Below are 20478 nucleotides of genomic sequence, written 5' to 3' on the forward strand. Positions count from 1 at the left end.
TGGTAATGATGAAGCTGTTTTCGCGTTCTGTGATTGCTGCCTGCACCCTGCTGTCCCTCGGGTCTCCGTCAGCGTCCGGCCAGGTCGTCGCAGCCTGCCGGGGGGACGGTCTGCTGTGCCTCGACCAGGGATGGACCGACGCACAGCGGGCGATGTGGTACACCATGTCGCAAGGATCGCGCCTGCTGCCGCTCTCCTGGGCACGCCACCTGAGGACGGCCGACGACAGTCGGCCGTTCTTCGGGGCGGCGCATCTGGGCGCGCTGGGGTATCTCGACAATCCCGTGTCCGCGACCAACCCCGAGGGGTTGCCGGTCGGGTTCGCCGTGGACCAGAACCCCGCGGACGCGCCGCAGCTCATGTGCGACCGCTTTCCCGCGATGTGCGCGGCGGGCACCATGCGCGCGCCGTGGCTGGGGCTGAACTGCGCCGCCTGCCACACGACCGAGATCACCTATCAGGGCCGCCGGCTGCGGATCGAGGGCGCGCCGACGCTCGCGGATTTCGACGGGCTGGTGAACGGGCTCGAGGCCGCGCTGGTGGCGACCGCGAACGACGGCGCCCGGCTGCGGCGCCTGGCGCTCGACCTCGGGGCCGCGACCCCGCGCGACGTCGAGTCGCTGAACCGGCAGCTGCGCGAGCAGATCGCCTGGATGGAGGGGCTGCGCCGGGTCAACGACGGCGCCGTGGCCGCGGGGCCGGGCCGGCTGGACGCGCAGGGCCACATCCTCGCCAAGGTCGCGGCGGTGAACGGTGGCGGCCCGCCGCCCGAGGACTTCCGCGCCGACGCGCCGGCCAGCTATCCCTTCATCTGGAACACCCACCAGCAGGACAAGCTGCAGTGGAACGGCATCGCCGGGGCAGAGCTCAAGCTCAACGTCTTTTCCCGCAACACCGACGTCGGCGCGCTGATCCGCAACATCTCCGAGGTGATCGGCGTCTTTGCCCAGATCGAGGCCGACAAGCCCGGCATCACCTATCGCAGCAGCGTGCGGCTGATCCCGATCGTCTCGCTCGAGCGGGTGCTCGAGCGGCTGCAGTCGCCGGTCTGGCCCGAGGGGGTGCTCGGCCCCCTCGACCGGGGCCGGGTGGCGGCGGGGGCGCCGCTCTACGCCGCCCATTGCCAGCAATGCCACCAGCCCCTCGCCGCGGGCGACCAGCAGAGCCCGGCACCGATCCGGATGGAGCCGATCGAGACCGCCGGCACCGACCTGTTCCTGGCCTGCAACACCTTCCTGCGCACCGCCGACGCGGGCAGCATGGCCGGCAAGAAGATGTTCGGCGTCGCGGGCGCCCGGATCGAGCGGACGGACGTGGCCCACAAGATGCTGGTCAACGCCGCCTCGGGCGTGATCCTGCGCCAGTGGCGCGAGCTGCTGGCGAGCGTGGTCACCGACCTCGTGCCGCGCCCGCTCGAGAGCGTCATCAGAGAGCGCAACCTGTCGGGGCTCGAGGTGCTGCCGGGCGTCACCGATCCGGTCCGCCGCGACCGCGCCCGGCGCTGCCTGGCCGCCGGGGCGCAGGAGCTGCTGGCCTACAAGGCCCGGCCGCTGAACGGGATCTGGGCCACCGCGCCCTATCTGCACAACGGCTCGGTGCCGACCCTCTACGACCTGCTGCTGCCGGCCCGGCTGCGCAACACGGTTCCCGCCGGCGTCCCCGTCCCCGACCCCGCCGGGCCGCTGCGGCCGGAACGCTTCACGCTGGGCACCCGCGCCTTCGACCCGGTGAAGGTGGGCTTCGCCGAGGGTACGCCCGACAGCACCTGGACCTTCAACGTCCGCGACGCCGCGGGCGCGCCGATCCCCGGCAACTCGAACGCCGGGCATGATTACGGAAACGCCAGCCTCTCCGAAGAGGACCGGCTGAACCTTCTCGAATATCTCAAGTCGCTTTGACCGCCTGCCGCCTTGGCGGGTGAGGCCGCCTGACCGCCCCGCCTCACCCGCCCCAAGACCCCGAAAACCTGCCCTCTCCTTTCCACCTGCCTCGCGCGGGCGGGCGGCCTGACGGCTGCCCCCGCCCCCGGCACCCACCCGATCAGGAGCCACGCCATGACCATCATCGTGCAATCCCACGGCGGCCCGACCACGCCGACCCGCACCCTCCGGCCGCTCGAGGCGGCGGTGCCCACGGGCGGCGACGTGGCCCCCGACGAGCGCGCCGACTTCGGCTATCTCTTCGACCACGAGGCGGCGACGGCGGACGACTATGTCCCCGACGCCGCGCTGCCGCTGCTCGACGAGATGGCGCGGCTGATGGTCCCCGACGCCGAGGCCGCGCAGACCGAGTCGGACATTCCCGCGGTGATGACCTACTGGGGCCAGTTCCTCGACCACGAGCTGACCGCCCGCACCGACCGCGAAAGCGTCGTCTCGGACCTTGCCGCGGGGGTGCCCCAGGCGTCGGCGGCCCGGATCGCGGCCGAGCTGAAGAACGCGCGCAGCCCGCGCTTCGATCTCGACAGCGTCTATGGCGGACCGCCGATCGGGCCGGACTTCACCCCCACGAGCGCCGCGCAGACCGCGACGGTCGTCTCTGGGATGCGGCATCCGTCCAATCCCGCCAAGATGCGGATCGGGACCTGCCTGACCGGCGAGAGCAACGATCCGATCCCCGACGACCTCGACCGGCACCGCGACCTGCCGCGCTTCCTGCAGGTCGAGCCGCCGGTCCGCGACGCCTATCTCGCGCTCGCCCAGTCGCAGCTCACGCCGGCCGAGTTCGCCGCCTTCCGCGCATCGCTGCCGAGCCGCGCCATCATCGGCGACAAGCGCAACGAGGAAAACCTCATCGTCGCCCAGTTCCACCTCAGCGTGCTGCGGTTCCACAACCGGGTGGTGGATTTCCTCGCCCATCCGGGCACGGGCTGGCTGGCCGACTTTGCCGCCGCGCGCGAGCTGACGCGGCTGCACTATCAATGGCTGATCGCCGAGGTCTATCTGCCCGCCGTCTGCGACCCGGCGGTGGTGGCGCGCGTCCGGGACGAGCGGGCGGCGCCCTTCTTCGCCTTCCGGGCCGCGCACGCCGCCCGCGCGGGGGGCACCACCTTGGGCAACGCCCTGCCGCTCGAGTTCTCGGCCGCCGCCTATCGCTTCGGGCACACGATGGTGCGCGGCAGCTACGACTATAACCAGAACTTCGGCCGGCCGGGGGTCATCCTGCCCGAGTCGCCCTTCGAGCTGCTGTTCGGGTTCACCGCCGGCGGCGGGTTCCGCCCCTCGCCCCAGGCCCCGGCCAAGCCGCGGCTGCCGGCCAACTGGATCATCGACTGGGCGCGGTTCCTCGAGGTGCGGACCGACTTCGACGACGGGCTGCCGCAGCGGGCGGCGCGGGCGATCGACACCGCGCTCGCCCCGCCGCTCGGCGATCTGGCCAACGAGGGCGGGGATGCGCCGACGGCCGACCTCAAGGCGCTGCATCGCCACCTTGCGCGGCGCAACCTGCGGCGGGGCCTGTCGCTCAGGCTGCCGACCGGGCAGGCGCTGCACCGCCAGCTTAAGGCGGCGGGGGCGCTGACCAGCGACCCCATCCCCGACATCGCGGCGGCGCTGCGGGGCAAGCCCGAGATGGCGGCGTTCCTCTCCGGGCCGGGCGCGGCCCTCGCCCGGGCGACGCCGCTCTGGTTCTACATCCTCGCCGAGGCCGAGGCGGGCGGCGGCAACCGGCTGGGCGAACTCGGCAGCTGGATCGTCGCCACGACCTTCGTGGGGGTGCTGCTGGCCGACCCCGACTCGGCGCTGTCGCGCGGGTTCACCCCGGCGCAGAGCCCGCTCAGGACGCCGGACGGGGCGCCGGTCGACAGCCTCGAGCGGTGGATGAGGTTTGCGCTGGTGATGAACTAGGCGCAACCGAGCGGGGCGGCCTCCTCCTCCGCCCCGCTCGTCAATTCGGCGTCACGCCGTGCGCCGGCCGAGGCTCAGCGCGGTGGCGAGGACGAAGATCACCGCTGCGGCGCAGATGATCGTCGGGCCCGCCGGCGTGTCGAGGTGCCAGGCCGCGGCCAGGCCGCCGAGGCTCGCCGCCGTGCCGGTCAGGGCGGTGGCCGCGACCATCGCTTCGGGGCTGCGGGCGAGCGGGCGGGCGGCGGCGGCGGGGATGATCAGCATGGCGCTGATCAGCAGCGCGCCGACGATGCGGATGCCCACCGCCACCACCAGCGCCAGTGCGAGGTTCAGCACCCATTGCTCGACCCGCGGGCTGATGCCGTCCGCGACCGCCATCTCGGGCGAGAGCGTCGAGAGCAGCAGCCGCGACCAGCGCCAGAAGATCAGCGCCACCACCGCCCCCGCGCCCGCCCAGATCACCACTAGATCGGCGCGGGTGACGGCCAGCAGGTCGCCGAACAGCCACGCGCTGAGGTCGCTGCGGACCCCGTGCAGGAACGACACCGCGACAAGCCCCGCGGCCAGCGCGCTGTGGGCCATCACCCCCAGCATCGTGTCCACCGCCTGCCGCCCGCTCAGCGTCGAGATCGCCGCGGCCATCGCCAGCGCCACCAGCACGACCGAGGGCACCAGCGGCAGGCTGAACGCCAGCGACAGCGCCACGCCCAACAGCGCCGCATGGGCGGTGGCGTCGCCGTAATAGGCCATCCGCCGCCACACGACGAAACAGCCCAGCGGCGCGCAGGCGAGCGCCAGACCGACCCCGGCGAGCGCCGCGCGGATCATGAAGTCGCTCAGCATCAGGCGGCATCCTCGCCGTGGTCGTGGCCGGCGCAGGGGGTGCCGTCGGCGTGGGTGTGGTCGTGGTGGTGGCGATAGAGCGCGAGCGCCCCGCCCTCGGGCATCCCGCCCCCGAAGGCGCCGAAGAGGCCGCGGTACGCGGGCGAGAGCGACACCGATTCGGGCGTGCCCTCGCAGCAGACATGGCCGTTGAGGCAGATGACGTGGTCCGAGGCGCGCATGACGATCTGCAGGTCGTGGCTGACCATCAGCACCGCGCAGCCGGTCTCGGCGCGGACCGCCTCGATATGGGCGTAGTAGGCCGAGACGCCGGGCTGGTCGAGCCCGGCGGCGCCCTCGTCGAGGATCATCAGGTCGGGGGCACCCATCAGCGCGCGGGCCAGCAGCAGCCGCTGCAGCTGCCCGCCCGAGAGCGCCGCGAGCGGGCGGCGGCCGAGCCCGGCCAGCCCGGCGCGGTCCAGCGCGGCCTCGACGGCGGCGGCGGGGCGGCGGTGGGGGAGGTTGAGGAACCGCGCGGCGCTGATCGGCAGGGTCGGATCGACGGCCAGCCGCTGCGGCACATAGGCGAGGCGCAGGCCGGGGGCGCGCCAGACCTGCCCCTCGGAGGGCGCAAGCGCGCCGATGATGACCCGCATCAGCGTCGTCTTGCCCGAGCCGTTGGGGCCGAGGACGGTGACGATCTCGCCCCGCCGCACGGTCAGGTCGATGTCGCGCAGCACCGCGTGGCCGCCCAGCGTCACGCCGACATCGGCGAGCCGCACCAGCGGCGCGCCGTCGCGCGCGGGCGCAGGCGGTGCCACGCGTGGTGCGGCGGCCAGCAGTGCCGCGGGGGCCGCCGCGGTCGCCCGCGTCGGCGGCGCGCCGGGTGTCGCGGCCGGACCCGTCCCGTCCGCGGGTCTCATGCCGCGGCCGCGCGGCAGTCGGCGCAGAGGCCCTCGGCCTCGCGCACCGTGGTCTCGATGGCGAAGCCCGCGTCGGCGGCGGCATCGCCCAGCGCCCCGCCGCGGGTTTCGGCCGGGGTCTCGATCACCGTGCGGCAGTTGCGGCAGATGAGGAACGCGGGCGCGTGGCCCGCCGCGCCCTGGGTGCAGGCGACGAAGGCGTTGAGCGTCTCGATCCGGTGGACGTAGCCAGCCTTCATCAGGTGGTCGAGCGCGCGGTAGGCGACCGGGGGCTGGCTGCCCAGGCCCTCGGCCCTGAGCCGGTCGAGGATCTCGTAGGCGCCGAGCGCGCGGTGCTCTTCGAGCAGGATCTCGAGCACCCGGCGGCGGACCGGGGTCAGCGCCCGGCCGTGGGCGGTGCTTTCGGCATCGACGCGGGCCATCGCGTCGGCGATGCAGCGGCTGTGGTCATGCATGGCATACCCTCCCCCGACGGTCGGCGCCGGTTGACCGCGGGAATGTTATACTATAACTCATGCCTCCATCCTAATGCGGAGTGTCCCCGATGTCACGATCCCTCTTGGCGGCCGTCGCCGCGTCGTTTCCCCTCGCGCTCGGCGCCCTACCCGCCCTGGCCGAGGGGCCGCGCGTGGTGGCCGACATCGCGCCGGTGCACGGGCTGGTGGCGCGGGTGATGCAGGGCGTGGGCGAGCCCGCGCTGCTGGTCCGGCCGGGCGCCTCGCCGCATGGCTATGCGATGAAGCCGTCCGAGGCCGGCGCGCTGGAAGCGGCGCAGGTGGTGTTCTTCGTCGGGCCGGAGCTGACGCCGTGGCTGATGCGGCCGATCGAGTCGCTGGCGCCCAAGGCGAAGCAGGTCGAGCTGCTGGCCGCGCCGGGCACCGTGACGCTGCCGACCCGGACCGGCGCGACCTTTGCCCCGCACGACCACGGGGACGAGGGGCATGACCACGCGGCCCAGCATGATCATGACCATGCCGCCGAAGCGGCAGCCCCGGCGCAGGCCCCGGCGGCCGAGCACGACCATGTCCACGACAACGCCGGCCACGACCATGACCATGACCACGCCGCCGAGGCGGCCGCCCCGGCCCCTGCGGCCCAGGATCACGACCACGCCGCCCCGGCGGGCGACGACCACGACCACGCGCACAGCCACGACGGGATCGACCCGCACGCCTGGCTCGACCCCGAGAACGGCAAGGCCTGGACCCGCGCCATCGCGGCGACGCTGACCGAGCTCGACCCCGACCACGCCGCCGCCTACGCCGCCAACGCCGAGGCCGCGGTGGCCGAGATCGACGCCGCCGAGGCCGACACCCGCGCCGCCCTCGCGCCGCTGGGCGACCTGCGCTTCGTCGCCTTCCATGACGCCTACCAGTATCTCGAGACGCGCTTCGGGGTCAGCGCGGCGGGGTCGGTGTCGCTGAGCGATGCGTCCGCGCCCTCGCCCGCCCGCATCGCCGAGCTGCGGCAGGCGGTGGCGGCGATGGGGGTGAGCTGCGCGCTCAGCGAGCCGCAGTTCGACGCCGACCTGCTCAATACCGTGTTCGACGGCACCGGGGTCAAGACCGCGGTCATCGACCCGGTCGGCGCGGCGATCCCGGCGGGGCCGGGGTTCTACCCGACGCTGATCCGCCGCATGGGCACCGCGCTCACCGCCTGCCGCTGAGGCCGGGCGCCTGCCGCCAGCGACTGCCGCCAGCGCCCCGTCAGGCGGCGCTGGCGCTCGCGCTCGCGCGAGCCAGCACGGCGGTGACGGCGGGGCGCAGGTTCGTCTCGCCCGCCGCCCGCGCGGCATCGATCACCGCCCGCAGCTCGCCGATGTCGATGCGGCGGATCAGCGACTTGACCGGCCCGATCGAGGCCGGGCGCATCGACAGCGACCGCAGCCCCAGCGCGACGAACGCCGCCGCCTCGGCCGGGCGGCCCGCATCCTCGCCGCAGAAGCTGACCGGCACCCCCTCGGCATCGCAGCGCGCGACGATCATCTCGATCAGGTTCAGGAACGGCGCCGACAGCGTGTCATAGCGCCGCCGCACCCGCTCGTTCTCGCGGTCGGCGGCGAAGAAGAACTGCTTGAGGTCATTGCCGCCGATCGAGATGAAATCGCACTGGCGGAAGAACGCGGGCGCGGCAAAGGCCAGCGACGGCGTCTCGAGCATCGCCCCCACCTGCAGCTCGGTCGGCAGCGGCCGCCCGGTCGCCGCCTCGCGCTCGAGCTGCTCGTCCAGCATGGCGCGGGCGCTGGCGAACTCGGTCGCGTCGGCGACGAAGGGGAACATGAGGTGCAAGGGCCGCCCCGCCGCCGCCCGGATTAGCGCCTGGAGCTGCATCTGCAGCACCCCGCGCTTGTCGAGGCCGACGCGGATCGCCCGCCAACCCATCGCCGGGTTCGGCTCGTCGATGCGCTTCATGTAGGGCAGCACCTTGTCCGAGCCGATGTCGAGGGTGCGGAACACCACCGGCTTGCCGTGGGCGTTGTCGAGCACGCGGGCATAGAGCGCCGCCAGCTCGCTGCGGCGCGGGACGCGGGTGCGGGTGAGGAACTGCAGCTCGGTGCGGAAGAGCCCGACCCCCTCGGCGCCCGAGCCCTCGAGGCTGGGCAGGTCGGCCATCAGCCCCGCGTTCATGCAGAGCCGCACGGTGGTGCCGCAGCGCGCGGTGGCGGGCAGGTCACGCAGGCCCGCATACATCTTCTGCGCCTCGGCCTGCATGGCGATCTTGTCGCGGAAGGCGGCGGCGACGGTCTCCTCGGGGCGCAGGTGGACGATGCCGCTGTCGCCGTCGACGAGGATCGGGTCGCCGTTCAGCGCCTCGGAGCGGATGCGGGCGGCGTGGATCACCAGCGGGATCGCCAGCGCGCGGGCGACGATGGCGGCGTGGCTGCCGACCGACCCTTCCTCAAGCACCACGCCGCGCAAGGAGCGGCCGTAGTCGAGCAGCTCGGCCGGGCCGATGTTGCGCGCGACGAGGATCGGATTGGCGGGCATCGCCCCGCCGGTGTCGCTGCCCTGCCCGGTCAGGATCCGCAGCAGGCGGTTCGACAGGTCGTCGAGGTCGTGCAGCCGGTCGCGCAGATAGGGGTCGGCGGCGCTTTCCAGCCGGGCGCGGGCCTGCGACTGTTCCTTCTCGACCGCCGCCTCGGCCGAGAGACCGAGGTCGATGTCCTCCTCCATCCGCCGGAGCCAGCTCTTGGAGTTGGCGAACATCCGGTAGGCCTCGAGTACCGCCTCGCCCTCGGCGCCGGGCATCTCGGTCTCGGCCACCATCTGGTCCACGGTCTGGCGCAGCATCGCCACCGCCTCGGCCAGCCGGGCGCGTTCCTTGTCGGGGTCGTCGCCCACGGGGTTGGTGATGACCACCCGCGGCTCGTGCAGCCAGACCTGGCCCTCGGCCGCCCCCTCCTGCCCCGTGTCGCCGCGGAAAACGGCCGGGAAGCGGTGCGTCGAGGGCTGCGCCTCGTTGCCGAGGAAGGCGCCGAGTTCGGCCATCTCGGCCAGCACCATCGCCACCACCTCGAGGCCGTAGACCTCGTCCTCGGTGTATTCGCGGGCCTCGCGCGACTGCACGACGAGGACGCCCAGCTTTTCGCCGACCCGCTGGATCGGCACGCCGAGGAACGAGGGGAACACCTCTTCCCCGGTCTCGGGCATGTAGCGGAAGCCGGGCTGCGCGGGGGCGTCGGGGGTGTTGATCGGACGGCCCGTGCGGGCGACGCGGCCCACCAGCCCCTCGCCCAGGCGCAGGCGGGTGCGGTGCACCGCCTCGGCCCGCAGCCCCTCGGTCGCGCAGAGTTCCAGCGTGTCGGCGTCGCGGAACAGATAGACCGAGCACACCTGCGAGCGCATCGAGTCCGCGATGTGGTGGGTGATCCGGTCCAGCCGATCCTGCCCCCCGCCCGGCGCCGCCAGCGAATCGCGCAGCCGCCTCAGCAGCCTGCGCGATTCGCTTTCGGTGCGTTCCGGCATCTCCGTGCGGTCCCCTGGCCCAGATTGGCCGGAGGGCGCGTCCGGCGGATCAGGCCTTTTCCAGCTCGAAGGCATCATGCAGCGCCTGCACGGCCAGTTCCATATACTTGCGGTCGATCAGCACCGAAATCTTGATCTCGGAGGTGGCGATGACCTTGATGTTGATGTTTTCATCAGCCAGCGCCTTGAACATCCGCGCCGCGACCCCGGCGTGGGACCGCATCCCGATGCCCACGACCGAGACCTTGGCCACGTCGCTGTCCACGGCCAGCTCGTCATAGGCGATCAGCCCCTTGGCGCGGGCATCCTCCATCGCCTTGCGGGCACGCTCGACCTGGTTCACGGGGCAGGAGAAGGTCATGTCGGTGACCGCGCCCGGGTGATCCTCGTAGTCGCGCTCCGAGATGTTCTGGACGATCATGTCCACGTTGACGCCAGCATCGGCCAGCGGCTGGAAGATCGCCGCCGAGATGCCCGGCCGGTCCTCGACCGTCACCAGCGTGATCTTGGCCTCGTCGCGGCTGTAAGCGACGCCCGAAACGACCTTGGATTCCATGATCTCATCCTCATCGCAGACCAGCGTGCCGCTGGATTCGTCGGTATCCTCGAACGACGACAGCACCCGCAGCCGCACGTTGTAGCGCATGGCCAGCTCGACCGAGCGGGTCTGCAGCACCTTGGCGCCCAGGCTGGCGAGTTCCAGCATCTCCTCGAACGCGATCTTCTCGAGCTTGCGGGCCTTCGAGCTGATGCGCGGGTCGGTGGTGTAGACGCCGTCCACGTCGGTGTAGATGTCGCAGCGCTCGGCCGCGAAGGCGGCGGCAAAGGCGACCGCGGTGGTGTCGGACCCGCCGCGGCCCAGCGTGGTGATGCGGCCGTCCGGGCCGATGCCCTGGAAGCCCGCGACGACCGCGACCTTCATGCCTTCGGCGAACTTCGCGTCGATGTTGGCGCGCGGGATGTCGACGAAGCGGGCCGAGCCGTGCTGGGCGGTGGTGTTGATCGGGACCTGCCAGCCCTGCCAGCTGCGCGCCGGGACGCCCATCTCCTGCAGGCGCAGCGCCATGAGACCGGCGGTGACGTTCTCGCCCGAGGCGACCACGGCGTCGTATTCGCGCGCGTCGTAGAGCCGCGAGGTGCCCTCGACCCAGCCCACGAGCTCGTTGGTCTTGCCCGACATGGCGCTGACGATGACGATCACGTCGTAGCCGCGCTCGACCTCGCGCTGGACCTTGGCGGCCGCATTGGCAATGCGGTCGAGGTCGGCCACCGAGGTGCCGCCGAATTTCATCACCAGAAGCGGCATCCGAGTGCCTCCAGTCGGGAACGGAACGGGGCGCTGCATAGGGCGGCGCGGGGGCGGGGGCAAGGGGCGGGTGCGACGGGCGCTGCGACGGGCGCCGGAAAGGCCGCGGGCGCGGGGGCCGAGGGGCCCGCGCGCGGACATTGCGTCACATTCGATGCACCCCGTTGACGGGTTGGCTCGCGCGGGCGTAACAGCGGACCACTGACGCGGGTCAACTGTCCCTCGATCGATCGCAGAAAGCGATCCGGTCTGTATCGTTGGTGAACTGTGCCCCATCCCGTGGGCGCATTCCCCCCACGTGCAGAGTCTCGAGCAGGCGGACGCCCTGGTGCCGGTCCATGATCCGCCGTGGCGACGGTTGCGGGACAACGAGACGAAGGACGCCCGCGCCAACCGCGCCCGTCCTTGCAGGGGGACGACGCACGAATGGCTACCTATGACCTTTACTTCATTCCGCTGACGTCCTTGTCGGTGGTCAACCCTACCGGGCCAGCTGGCGGATGGCGGGGTGAAGTCTTCGAGAACTCGGATACTGCCAACTCCTGGGCGAAGGACGCGGCAAACCCCGGCAAGATCACGCTCACCGGAGCGGTGGGCACCATTTCCATCACCGACGACGACGGCACGTTCAACGACGATTTCGACGGAAGTCAGGTACTTGCTGCGCCCCTCGGCAGTGCCCCGGCAGGAACCCGAGTCGAGACTCAGTATTCGTACACGCTGCGGGGCAGCGACGGATCGCTGCGTACCATCTATGCCCTCACCACGTCCGTGGGTACCAACACGGTCAGCGGGTTGGTTTCGAACTTTCCCCTCAACCCGGACGTGACCTACACCGTCACCGACTACTATCACATTGCCGATGTAAATTATTCGACCCTTGCGACCGCGCCTGACGGTGTCGTTGACGGCACAAGCGGCGCAGACGTCATGAATCCGGGTTTCGTCGACCGGCAGGGCGACCAGATCGACGGCATTGACGGGCTGAACGACGTGATCGCGAGCCGTGGCGGCAATGACACCGTCGACGCAGGGCAGGGTGACGACACGGTCTATGCCGGGACCGGCAATGACAGCGTGCAGGGCGGCGTCGGCAACGACGTGCTCTATGGCTACGGCGACACGCTCGGCGGCGCCGACACGATTGCCGAGGCCGACACGCTGATCGGGGGTCAGGGCGACGATTCGCTCTATGGCGGCATGGGCGACGACCGGCTTTACGGCGACGACACCGCCGGGACCGACACGCTGGGCGGCGCGGATTCGCTCGTGGGCGGGGCGGGCAACGACAGCCTCGTGGGCGGGTTCGGCAACGACACGCTCGACGGCGGCGCCGACTCCGACACGCTGGTCGGCGGGGCCGGGAGCGACTCGCTCATCGGCGGTCTTGGCACCGACACGCTGGATGGCGGCGACGGCGCCGACCGGCTCTATGGCGACGACACTGCCGGGACCGACACGCTGGGTGGCGCGGATTCGCTTTCGGGCGGGGCGGGTAACGACAGCCTCGTCGGCGGCTATGGCAACGATACGCTCGACGGCGGTGCCGACACCGACACGCTGGATGGCGGCGCCGGGGCCGACACGCTCATCGGCGGGCTCGGGACCGACACGCTGAACGGAGGCGACGGCAACGACCGTCTGTACGGCGACGACACGGCGGGCACCGACACGCTGGGCGGTGCGGACTCGCTTGTGGGCGGGGCGGGCAACGACAGCCTCGTGGGCGGGTTCGGCAACGACACGCTCGACGGCGGTGCCGACTCCGACACGCTGGTCGGTGGGGCCGGGAGCGACTCGCTCATCGGCGGGCTCGGGACCGACACGCTGGACGGTGGCGACGGCGCCGACCGGCTCTACGGCGACGACACGGCGGGCACCGACACGCTCGGCGGCGCGGACGCGCTTTCGGGCGGGGCGGGCAACGACACCCTGATCGGCGGGTTCGGCAACGACGTGCTGGACGGCGGTGCGGACAACGACTCGCTGGACGGCGGCGCGGGGAGCGACGTCCTCACCGGCGGCCTGGGGGCCGACACGCTGATCGGCGGCGACGGCGCGGACCGGCTCAACGGCGACGACGCCGCCGGGACCGACCCGCTCGGCACCGCGGACTCGATCGTGGGCGGCGCGGGTGCCGATACCATCGTCGGGGGTGCGGGCAACGACACCCTCGATGGCGGCGCCGACAACGACAACATCCTGGGCGGCGCCGGCGACGACAGCATCCTGGGTGGCGGCGGCGCCGACACGATCACGGGCGGGGACGGCGCCGACACCATCGACGGCGGAACCGAAAGCGACAACATCCAGGGCGGTGCCGGGGCCGACGTCCTGCTGGGCGGGGACGGCAACGACGGCCTGTCCGGCGGCGACGACAACGACCTCATCGACGGGGGCGAGGGCAACGACGGCATCAACGGCGACGCCGGTGACGACACGCTGCGCGGCGGAGCCGGGGCCGACACGATTTCCGGCGGGCTCGGCAACGACACCATCGAGGGCGGCATCGGGAACGACCTGCTCTACGGCAACGACGGGGCCGATTCGATGGTCGGCGGCGACGGCGACGATGCGATGTTCGGGGGCACCGGCAACGACACGATCCTCGGCGGCGAAGGCGCCGACAGGGTCGGCGGCGAGGGCGGCGACGACTACATCGACGTCGGCAACGGCGACAACATCGGCACGACCAAGCCGGACGGCTATCTGCTGACCAACAACGGCGGCGACGGCAACGACACGATGATCGGCGGCACCGGGATCGACGTGCTGTCGGGCGATGCCGGCAACGACGTGATCCGCGGCGGCGACGGCAACGATTCGGTGGTCGCCGGCGGCGGCGCCTACGCGGGCACCTACGGCCTGATGGGCGGCTCGGGCAACGACTCGGTCTATGGCGAGGCCGGAAACGACTTCGTCGTGGGCGGAAGTGGCGCGGACCTTGTCGATGGGGGCACCGGCAACGACTTCGTCACCGGCGACAGCTACAGCGCGTCGAACGGCACGAACGTCCACGTCGACGACCTGATCGCCGACACGCTGACCGGTGGCGAGGGCAACGACACCTTCCTCGCCGGCTCGGGTGACATCATCACCGACTTCAACGTCGGCAACACCGGCACGGTCAACGACGGCGACACGACCAACAACGACTTCGTCGACCTCTCGCGCTACTACAACGCCGAGAACCTGGCGCTCTACAACGCCTCGCACGGCGGGGTAGACTACGCCAACCCGCTCGCCTGGCTGCGCGCGGACCAGGCGGACGGCGTGCTGAACATGCTCGACGGGACCGGCGGTCTGCCGAGCTTCACCCTGACGCTGCAGGACGGCGCGGGCGCGGCCGTCGCCGGCTCGGCCCTGACGGTCGAGAACACCGCCGTGGTCTGCTTCGCCGCCGACGTGATGATCGAGACCGAGCGCGGCCCGGTCGCGGCGGGCGATCTGGCGGTGGGCGATCTGGTCGTCACCCGCGACGCCGGGCTGCAGCCGATCCGCTGGATCGGCACCCGGCGGCTGGATGCCGCGACGCTGGCGGCCTGGCCGCAGATGCGCCCGGTCCGCATCCGCGCGGGGGCGCTGGGGCGCGGGGTGCCGTCGGCCGATCTCGACGTGTCGCCGCAGCACCGGGTGCTGGTCCGCTCGCGGATCGCGCAGCGGATGTTCGGGACCGACGAGGTGCTGGTGGCGGCCAAGCAGCTCCTCCAGATCGAGGGGATCGACGTGGTCGCGGACGGGGCGGAGGTGACCTACGTCCACTTCCTCTTCGACGACCACCAGATCGTCATCTCGAACGGCGCCGAGACCGAGTCGCTCTATACCGGCGCCGAGGCGCTGCGCTCGGTCGGCGAGGCGGCGCGCGAGGAGATCCTGGCGCTCTTCCCCGAACTGCGGACGCGCGCCGAGGCGCCGGCCGGGGCGCGGGTGCTGGCCTCGGGCCGGATGGGGCGCAAGCTCGCCGTCCGCCACGCCGAGAACGGCAAGCCGCTGGTCTCGTGACACCGGGGCGGCGCGGGGCGGTTCGCCGCCCTGCGCCCCCTGCCCCGCAACTGGCCTAGCCGTGCGCCGCTAGTTGACCTTGCGCCGCAGCCGGAAGGGCAGCGGCGCCACCGGCACCCCGTCCTCGATCAGCTTCTTGGCCTCTTCCAGCCGCGCCTCGCCGTGGATCGGGCGCGACGGCATCTCGCCCTCGTGCATGGCGCGCGCCTCGCGGGCGAACTCGGTCCCGACGTAATCCGACCCCGCTTCGATCCGCTTGCGCAGCTCGGCCAGCGCCTGCTCGGCCGCCGAGCCGGGGGCGTCGAGCGGGCGCGCTGCCGCCTCGTCGCGGGCCGGCACCGCGGGGGCCATCGGCGCCTTCTCGACCGCGTGCGAGCCGCAGATCGCGCAACCCACCTGCCCCGCCTGGCGCAGCGCGTCGAAGCCCTCGGCCGAGCGGAACCAGCCGTCGAACGCGTGGCCTTTGTCGCAGCGCAGGGCATAGCGGATCATGATGGTCGCAGCCTCCTTGTCCCGGCACATATCGGCCGCTCGGCGCAGCCGTGCAAGGGCGGGCCGGTGCGGTCAGTCGCGCGCGAGCGCCAGCAGCGCCGTCACCAGCCCCGCCGGATCGGGCGCAGCGGCGTCGAGCGCGGCGCGGGCGGCCGCGCCCATCGCCCGGCGCCGGGCCTCGTCGGCCATCAGCGCCGCGAGCGTCGTGGCGAGCGTCGCCGCGGTCACCTCGCGCGCCGCCCCCTGCGCGTCGAGCGCCGCATAATCGGCGGCGAAATTGGCGACATGGGGCCCGTGCAGGAGGGCGCAGGCGTGGGCCGCGGGCTCCCACGGGGTGTGGCCGCCGTGATCGACCAGCGAGCCGCCGGTCAGGCAGACGCCCGCCGCCGCATAGGCCCCGTCGAGCGCGCCGAGCCGGTCGATCAGCAGCACCGGCACAGGCGGGACATGGGCGACGTCGCGCGCGCCGAGGCGGTCGTGGCGCAGGCCCCGGGCGGCGATCAGCGCCGCCACCGCGTCGGCCCGCTGGGGGTGGCGGGGGGCGAGGATCAGCCGCGCGTCCGGCCAGCGCGCGGCGAGCGCGGCATGGGCGGCGAGCGCAATCTCATCCTCGCCCGGGTGGGTCGAGGCGGCGAGCCAGACCCGCCCCCGCCCCGCGTCTGTGGCGGGGGGCCGGGTGGCGGCGGGGGTCAGCAGCTTGAGGTTCAGCCGCGGCGCTACGGCCGCCGCGGGCAGGCCCAGCGCCCGCAGCCGCGCCTCGGTCCCCGCGTCCTGCGCCGAGGCGAGCCGCACCCCCGCCAGCGCCCCTCCCGCGAGGCCGGGCACCCGCCCCCAACTGCGGGCCGAACGCGCCGACATCCGCGCCCCGATCAGCGCCTGCGGGATCCCCCGCGCGGTCAGCGCCGCGGCGCGGTTGGGCCAGAGCTCGTTCTCGATTGTGACGGCCAGCGACGGCTGCAGCGCGTCAAGAAACCGCCCCACCGCCTGCGGCACGTCGAGCGGCGCCCGCAGCGCCGGCAGCCCCCAGCCCCGCGCCACCGCCAGCCCGGTGTCGCTGTTGGCGCTCACCACCACCGGCCGGACCGCCGCCAGCGCCGCGACGACGGGCCGGGCCGAGTTCAGCTCTCCGACGCTCGCGCCGTGGACCCAGATCGCGCCCCGAGGCAGGTCCGGCAGGTCGAGCGCCAGCCGCTCACGCGCCACGCCCCGCGCAAGCGGGCGCAGGGCGGCGCCGACGAGGCCCGAGATGCTGCGGTAGATCATGTCCTGAGCCACCTGCGGTGAGAGGGAGGGCCTGCGCTGACCCCGATGCTGCCGCGACCGGCACCCCTGCGTGGCCCAATGGGCAGGCGCCGGGAAGGATGGAGGCGGGTACCGGAATCGAACCGGTCTTCACGGATTTGCAATCCGCTGCGTAACCTCTCCGCCAACCCGCCGCCGTGAGGTGGCGGAGAGATAGGCTAATCCGACGCGCAGGGCAAGACGGCAGGAAGGGGGTGCGGTCGGGGGGGCGGGGGGATGCCGTGCCCCTCGGGCCTGCCGGGTGATGTGTGTGGTGCGGGGGCGGGAGCGGGTCGGCTGGGTGCTGGCAGTGGTGGGGGCAGCGCCCGGTCGGTCGGCTCGCAGCGTTGCATAGGAAATCTCCTGTCTGTCGCAGGCCGGCTGGCGCGGTTTGTGTGGCAGTGCAGGGCAAGCCTGTGCGGTCAGCGTGGCACACACGGTCGCCCAGCCGGCCCGGCCCCGCGGCGCCGCCCAGAAACTGGAGTGATCGCCCACACCGGGACGCACCGTTGCGCAGTTTCCCCGCTGCATCCACGGGCTCTGCGCTGCAGGCCATCGGGTGACGAGTCCGTGGTCGGACTTGGTGTCACCTCTGCTGCCCAGAACGCCCAGAGCGTCCCGAACGCCAACAGCGCGGAACCACTGCGGCATGTGTCCGCCCCACAGCCCCCTTCCGGGGAAGCACGCTGGCGATGCCAGCGGGAGACCGACGACGAACTTCTGGGTGTTAGCGCGCCCGTCGGCGTCGGCGGTGGCGGACAAGGAAGACCCGTCCCCCTACGAAAGCGCCAGAACCCGCCGTACCGACCATCGCGTCAACGCGTCCGCGCTCGCGCCGACCCGCCGAGCGACGTTGAGCTGCTGGAAGCCGATAAGCGCAGATCACCGTCGGTGGTGGAGGACAGGAGCGACAACCCCCGGGTGCCGCAAGCCATCAAGACAGCCTGCCGCGTCAACGCGTCCGCGCTTGCGCCGAGCCGCGCACGGCGCGGCGCCCTTCCGTCCGGCGGTGTGCCGTCAGGGGCAGGCCTGCGTTCCGCCCGCTCCCCTCCGAGCAAGCCCCCGCCTAGCTCAACCCCACGCCCCGGCCCCGCTCAGCCGCCCACGCGGGCGTTGCGGTTGCCGATCAGCTTGAGGCGCAGGGCGTTCAGCCGGATGAACCCGGCCGCGTCCTTCTGGTCGTAGGCGCCGGCGTCGTCCTCAAAGGTCACGTGCGCCTCGCTGTAGAGCGAGTGGTCCGACCAGCGCCCGACCGTGTGCGCCGAGCCCTTGTAGAGCTTCAGTCGCACCGTGCCCGTCACGTGCCCCTGGCTCTTGTCGATCAGCGCCTGCAGCATCTCGCGCTCGGGCGAGAACCAGAAGCCGTTGTAGATCAGCTCGGCATAGCGCGGCATCAGGCTGTCCTTGAGGTGGCCCGAGCCGCTGTCGAGAGTGATCTGCTCGATCCCGCGGTGCGCCTCGAGCAGGATCGTGCCGCCGGGGGTCTCGTAGATGCCGCGCGACTTCATGCCAACGAAGCGATTTTCCACGAAATCCAGCCGGCCGATGCCGTGGGTGCGGCCCAGCTCGTTCAGCCGGGTAAGGATCGTCGCGGGCGACAGCGCCTCGCCGTCGATCGAGACCGCGTCGCCGCGCTCGAAGCCGATCTCGACGTATTGCGGCTCATCCGGCGCCTCTTCGGGGCTGACGGTGCGGGCGTAGACATACTCCGGGGCCTCTTGGGCCGGGTTTTCCAGCGCCTTGCCCTCGGACGAGGTGTGCAGCAGGTTCGCGTCGACCGAGAACGGCGCCTCGCCGCGCTTGTCCTTGGCGATCGGGATCTGGTGCGCCTCGGCGAACTCGATCAGCTTGGTGCGCGAGGTCAGGTCCCACAGCCGCCACGGCGCGATCACCTTGATCGCGGGGTCGAGCGCATAGGCCGACAGCTCGAAGCGGACCTGGTCGTTGCCCTTGCCCGTCGCGCCATGCGCCACCGCGTCGGCGCCATGCTGATGCGCCAGCTCGACCAGCCGCTTGGCGATCAGCGGCCGGGCGATCGAGGTGCCGAGCAGATACAGCCCCTCATAGACCGCATTGGCGCGGAACATCGGGAAGACGTAGTCGCGCACGAACTCCTCGCGGACGTCCTCGATGTGGATGTTCTCGGGGCGGATCCCGAGCAGCTCGGCCTTGGCGCGGGCCGGCTCGAGCTCTTCGCCCTGGCCGAGGTCGGCGGTGAAGGTGATGACCTCGCAGCCATATTCGGTCTGCAGCCACTTGAGGATGATCGAGGTGTCGAGCCCCCCGGAATAGGCGAGAACGACTTTTTTCGGCGCGGCGCTCATCTGCGGTCCCCTTTTCGCTGGCTGGCTTGGGGATTATGGGGTTTCGGGCAGGCTCACAAGTGGAACGGCGCGGCCGCCGCGCGGCGTGGACGGTCAGGGCCAGGACAAGGGCGAGGGCGAGGCGGATGAACGACAGGATCGCGGCGACCCCGCAGGCGCAGCCCCGGGACCGAGCAGGGGCCGGTATCCCGGCCCGCATCGGGGGCGCCGGGGCCACGGCCGGTCGCCCGTGGGTGGGGGCGGCGCGATGAGCGATTTCCTGGCCGCGGTCGCGGACGCCGAGGCGGCGCTGCGGACGCTCTTCGACCCGACGCCGCTGCAGCGCAACGATCACCTGTCGGCGCGCTATGACGCCGACATCTGGCTCAAGCGCGAGGATCTGACCCCGGTGCGCAGCTACAAGCTGCGCGGCGCCTTCAACGCCATGCGTCACGCGGGCGCCGACCCGGGCGCGCGCTTTGTCTGCGCCAGCGCCGGCAACCACGCCCAGGGTGTGGCCTTTGCCTGCCGGCACTTCGGCGCGCGGGGGGTGATCTTCATGCCGGTCACCACGCCGCGGCAGAAGATCGACAAGACCCGGATGTTCGGCGCGGGCGCGGTCGAGATCGTGCTGACCGGCGACTACTTCGACCAGACCCTGAAGGCGGCGCAGGATTACACCGCCGCGCATGGGGCCGTGTTCCTGTCGCCCTTCGACGACGCCCGGGTGATCGAGGGGCAGGCCACGGTCGCGGCCGAGATGCTGGCGCAGATCGACGCGGCACCTGACCTCGTGGTGCTGCCGGTCGGCGGCGGTGGTCTGGCCGCCGGGGTCACCGAATATTGCGCGCTGAGCGCCCCGCAGACCGGCTTTGCCTTCGTCGAGCCCGCGGGCGGCGCCAGCCTCGCCGCGGCGCTGGCCGCGGGCGCCCCGGTGACCCTCCCGCGGGTGGACAGCTTCGTCGACGGCGCCGCGGTGGCGCGGATCGGTGCGCTGCCATTTGCCCGGCTGGGCCGATTCGCGGTCTCCGACACGCTGCAGGCGCCCGAGGACCGGATCAGCGCCACCATGCTCGAGATGCTGAACGGCGAGGGCATCGTGCTCGAGCCCGCGGGCGCGCTGGCCATCGACGCGCTGCGCGACCTCGCGGCGCAGGGCCGTCTCGCCGGGCGGCGGGTGGTCTGCATCTGCTCGGGCGGCAACTTCGACTTCGAGCGGCTGCCCGAGGTGCGCGAGCGCGCGCAACGCTGGGCGAGGCTGAAGAAATACTTCATCCTGCGGCTGCCGCAGCGGCCCGGCGCGCTGCGCGAGTTCCTGAACCTGCTGGGCCCCGAGGACGACATCGCCCGCTTCGAGTACCTCAAGAAATCGGCCCGCAACTTCGGCTCGGTGCTGATCGGGATCGAGACCACCGACCCGGCCAATCTCGATGCGCTGAACGCGCGTCTGGCCGAGGCGGGGTTCGACTGGCGCGACATCACCGGCGACCCGGTGCTGGCCGAGTTCCTGATCTGAGGCCCCGCGGCAGGGCCAATTCG

Annotated in this window: 13 protein-coding genes and 1 tRNA gene; 5 read left to right on the top strand and 9 right to left on the bottom strand. The window is 72.3% G+C overall.

Going from position 1 to position 20478, the window contains the following annotated elements; translation table 11 throughout:
- Positions 1–164 precede the first annotated feature (164 nt).
- A complete protein-coding gene (locus HGN31_RS16295) occupies positions 165–1898 on the top strand; it encodes a di-heme-cytochrome C peroxidase (RefSeq protein WP_244961140.1) in 1734 nt (577 codons plus the stop codon).
- A 156-nt stretch (positions 1899–2054) separates the two neighbouring features.
- Complete coding sequence (locus HGN31_RS05175) at positions 2055–3845, top strand: peroxidase family protein (RefSeq protein ID WP_168782538.1); 1791 nt, start codon at positions 2055–2057, stop codon at positions 3843–3845.
- 51 nt (positions 3846–3896) lie between these two features.
- On the opposite strand, the gene HGN31_RS05180 is transcribed toward HGN31_RS05175, so the two are convergent.
- From HGN31_RS05180 to HGN31_RS05190, 3 genes are read right to left on the bottom strand one after another with little or no spacing between them, the layout of a single operon-like run.
- Positions 3897–4688, bottom strand: a complete 792-nt coding sequence (locus HGN31_RS05180) for a metal ABC transporter permease (RefSeq protein WP_168782539.1) — start codon at positions 4686–4688, stop codon at positions 3897–3899.
- On the bottom strand, positions 4688–5590 hold the full coding sequence (locus HGN31_RS05185) for an ATP-binding cassette domain-containing protein (RefSeq protein WP_168782540.1): 903 nt from the start codon (positions 5588–5590) through the stop codon (positions 4688–4690). Before HGN31_RS05185 ends, HGN31_RS05180 begins: the two co-directional genes overlap by 1 nt.
- Entirely contained in the window at positions 5587–6045 is a 459-nt protein-coding gene (locus HGN31_RS05190; protein WP_036704781.1) for a Fur family transcriptional regulator, read from the bottom strand. The genes HGN31_RS05185 and HGN31_RS05190 overlap by 4 nt, the downstream gene beginning before the upstream one ends.
- Positions 6046–6134: 89 nt before the next feature.
- Between HGN31_RS05190 and HGN31_RS05195 the strand changes: the two genes are divergently transcribed.
- Entirely contained in the window at positions 6135–7256 is a 1122-nt protein-coding gene (locus HGN31_RS05195; RefSeq protein ID WP_168782541.1) for a zinc ABC transporter substrate-binding protein, read from the top strand.
- A gap of 40 nt (positions 7257–7296) precedes the next feature.
- Here HGN31_RS05195 and ptsP read toward each other — a convergent pair whose 3' ends face one another.
- Entirely contained in the window at positions 7297–9555 is a 2259-nt protein-coding gene (gene ptsP, locus HGN31_RS05200; RefSeq protein ID WP_168782542.1) for a phosphoenolpyruvate--protein phosphotransferase, read from the bottom strand.
- 49 nt (positions 9556–9604) lie between these two features.
- Positions 9605–10861: an aspartate kinase gene (locus tag HGN31_RS05205; protein WP_036735956.1), complete on the bottom strand. Its 1257-nt coding sequence runs from the start codon at positions 10859–10861 to the stop codon at positions 9605–9607.
- Positions 10862–11287: 426 nt separating this feature from the next.
- Between HGN31_RS05205 and HGN31_RS16645 the strand changes: the two genes are divergently transcribed.
- Positions 11288–14863 (top strand): Hint domain-containing protein, encoded by a 3576-nt coding sequence (locus tag HGN31_RS16645; protein ID WP_168782543.1) that lies wholly within the window; start codon positions 11288–11290, stop codon positions 14861–14863.
- A 69-nt stretch (positions 14864–14932) separates the two neighbouring features.
- On the opposite strand, the gene HGN31_RS05215 is transcribed toward HGN31_RS16645, so the two are convergent.
- The 4 genes from HGN31_RS05215 to HGN31_RS05230 form a co-directional block, all read right to left on the bottom strand.
- Positions 14933–15355 carry a DUF1178 family protein gene (locus tag HGN31_RS05215; RefSeq protein ID WP_168782544.1) on the bottom strand — a complete coding sequence of 141 codons (423 nt, stop codon included), beginning with the start codon at positions 15353–15355 and terminating at the stop codon, positions 14933–14935.
- 72 nt (positions 15356–15427) lie between these two features.
- Positions 15428–16618 carry a 3-deoxy-D-manno-octulosonic acid transferase gene (locus tag HGN31_RS05220; protein ID WP_168782545.1) on the bottom strand — a complete coding sequence of 397 codons (1191 nt, stop codon included), beginning with the start codon at positions 16616–16618 and terminating at the stop codon, positions 15428–15430.
- 99 nt (positions 16619–16717) lie between these two features.
- Positions 16718–16791 (bottom strand) — tRNA-Cys (locus HGN31_RS05225).
- A 939-nt stretch (positions 16792–17730) separates the two neighbouring features.
- The gene (locus HGN31_RS05230; protein ID WP_168782546.1) at positions 17731–18960 is read right to left on the bottom strand and encodes an argininosuccinate synthase; all 1230 of its coding nucleotides are present in this window, start codon (positions 18958–18960) and stop codon (positions 17731–17733) included.
- A gap of 247 nt (positions 18961–19207) precedes the next feature.
- Here HGN31_RS05230 and ilvA point away from each other — a divergent pair, with 247 nt between their 5' ends.
- Positions 19208–20455 carry a threonine ammonia-lyase IlvA gene (gene ilvA, locus HGN31_RS05235; protein WP_168782547.1) on the top strand — a complete coding sequence of 416 codons (1248 nt, stop codon included), beginning with the start codon at positions 19208–19210 and terminating at the stop codon, positions 20453–20455.
- The last annotated feature ends 23 nt before the right edge of the window (positions 20456–20478 follow it).

The organism is Paracoccus sanguinis (assembly GCF_012689545.1).
GTDB classification, from domain to species: domain Bacteria; phylum Pseudomonadota; class Alphaproteobacteria; order Rhodobacterales; family Rhodobacteraceae; genus Paracoccus; species Paracoccus panacisoli.

Excerpts from the sequence above, each read along its gene's own strand:
- HGN31_RS05220 (WP_168782545.1), bottom strand. The coding sequence starts at position 16,618 with ATGATCTACCGCAGCATCTCGGGCCTCGTCGGCGCCGCCCTGCGCCCG.
- HGN31_RS05215 (WP_168782544.1), bottom strand. The coding sequence starts at position 15,355 with ATGATCCGCTATGCCCTGCGCTGCGACAAAGGCCACGCGTTCGACGGC.
- HGN31_RS05230 (WP_168782546.1), bottom strand. The coding sequence starts at position 18,960 with ATGAGCGCCGCGCCGAAAAAAGTCGTTCTCGCCTATTCCGGGGGGCTC.
- HGN31_RS05190 (WP_036704781.1), bottom strand. The coding sequence starts at position 6,045 with ATGCATGACCACAGCCGCTGCATCGCCGACGCGATGGCCCGCGTCGAT.
- HGN31_RS16645 (WP_168782543.1), top strand. The coding sequence starts at position 11,288 with ATGGCTACCTATGACCTTTACTTCATTCCGCTGACGTCCTTGTCGGTG.
- HGN31_RS05180 (WP_168782539.1), bottom strand. The coding sequence starts at position 4,688 with ATGCTGAGCGACTTCATGATCCGCGCGGCGCTCGCCGGGGTCGGTCTG.
- HGN31_RS05195 (WP_168782541.1), top strand. The coding sequence starts at position 6,135 with ATGTCACGATCCCTCTTGGCGGCCGTCGCCGCGTCGTTTCCCCTCGCG.
- HGN31_RS16295 (WP_244961140.1), top strand. The coding sequence starts at position 165 with ATGTCGCAAGGATCGCGCCTGCTGCCGCTCTCCTGGGCACGCCACCTG.
- HGN31_RS05205 (WP_036735956.1), bottom strand. The coding sequence starts at position 10,861 with ATGCCGCTTCTGGTGATGAAATTCGGCGGCACCTCGGTGGCCGACCTC.
- ilvA (WP_168782547.1), top strand. The coding sequence starts at position 19,208 with ATGAGCGATTTCCTGGCCGCGGTCGCGGACGCCGAGGCGGCGCTGCGG.
- ptsP (WP_168782542.1), bottom strand. The coding sequence starts at position 9,555 with ATGCCGGAACGCACCGAAAGCGAATCGCGCAGGCTGCTGAGGCGGCTG.
- HGN31_RS05175 (WP_168782538.1), top strand. The coding sequence starts at position 2,055 with ATGACCATCATCGTGCAATCCCACGGCGGCCCGACCACGCCGACCCGC.
- HGN31_RS05185 (WP_168782540.1), bottom strand. The coding sequence starts at position 5,590 with ATGAGACCCGCGGACGGGACGGGTCCGGCCGCGACACCCGGCGCGCCG.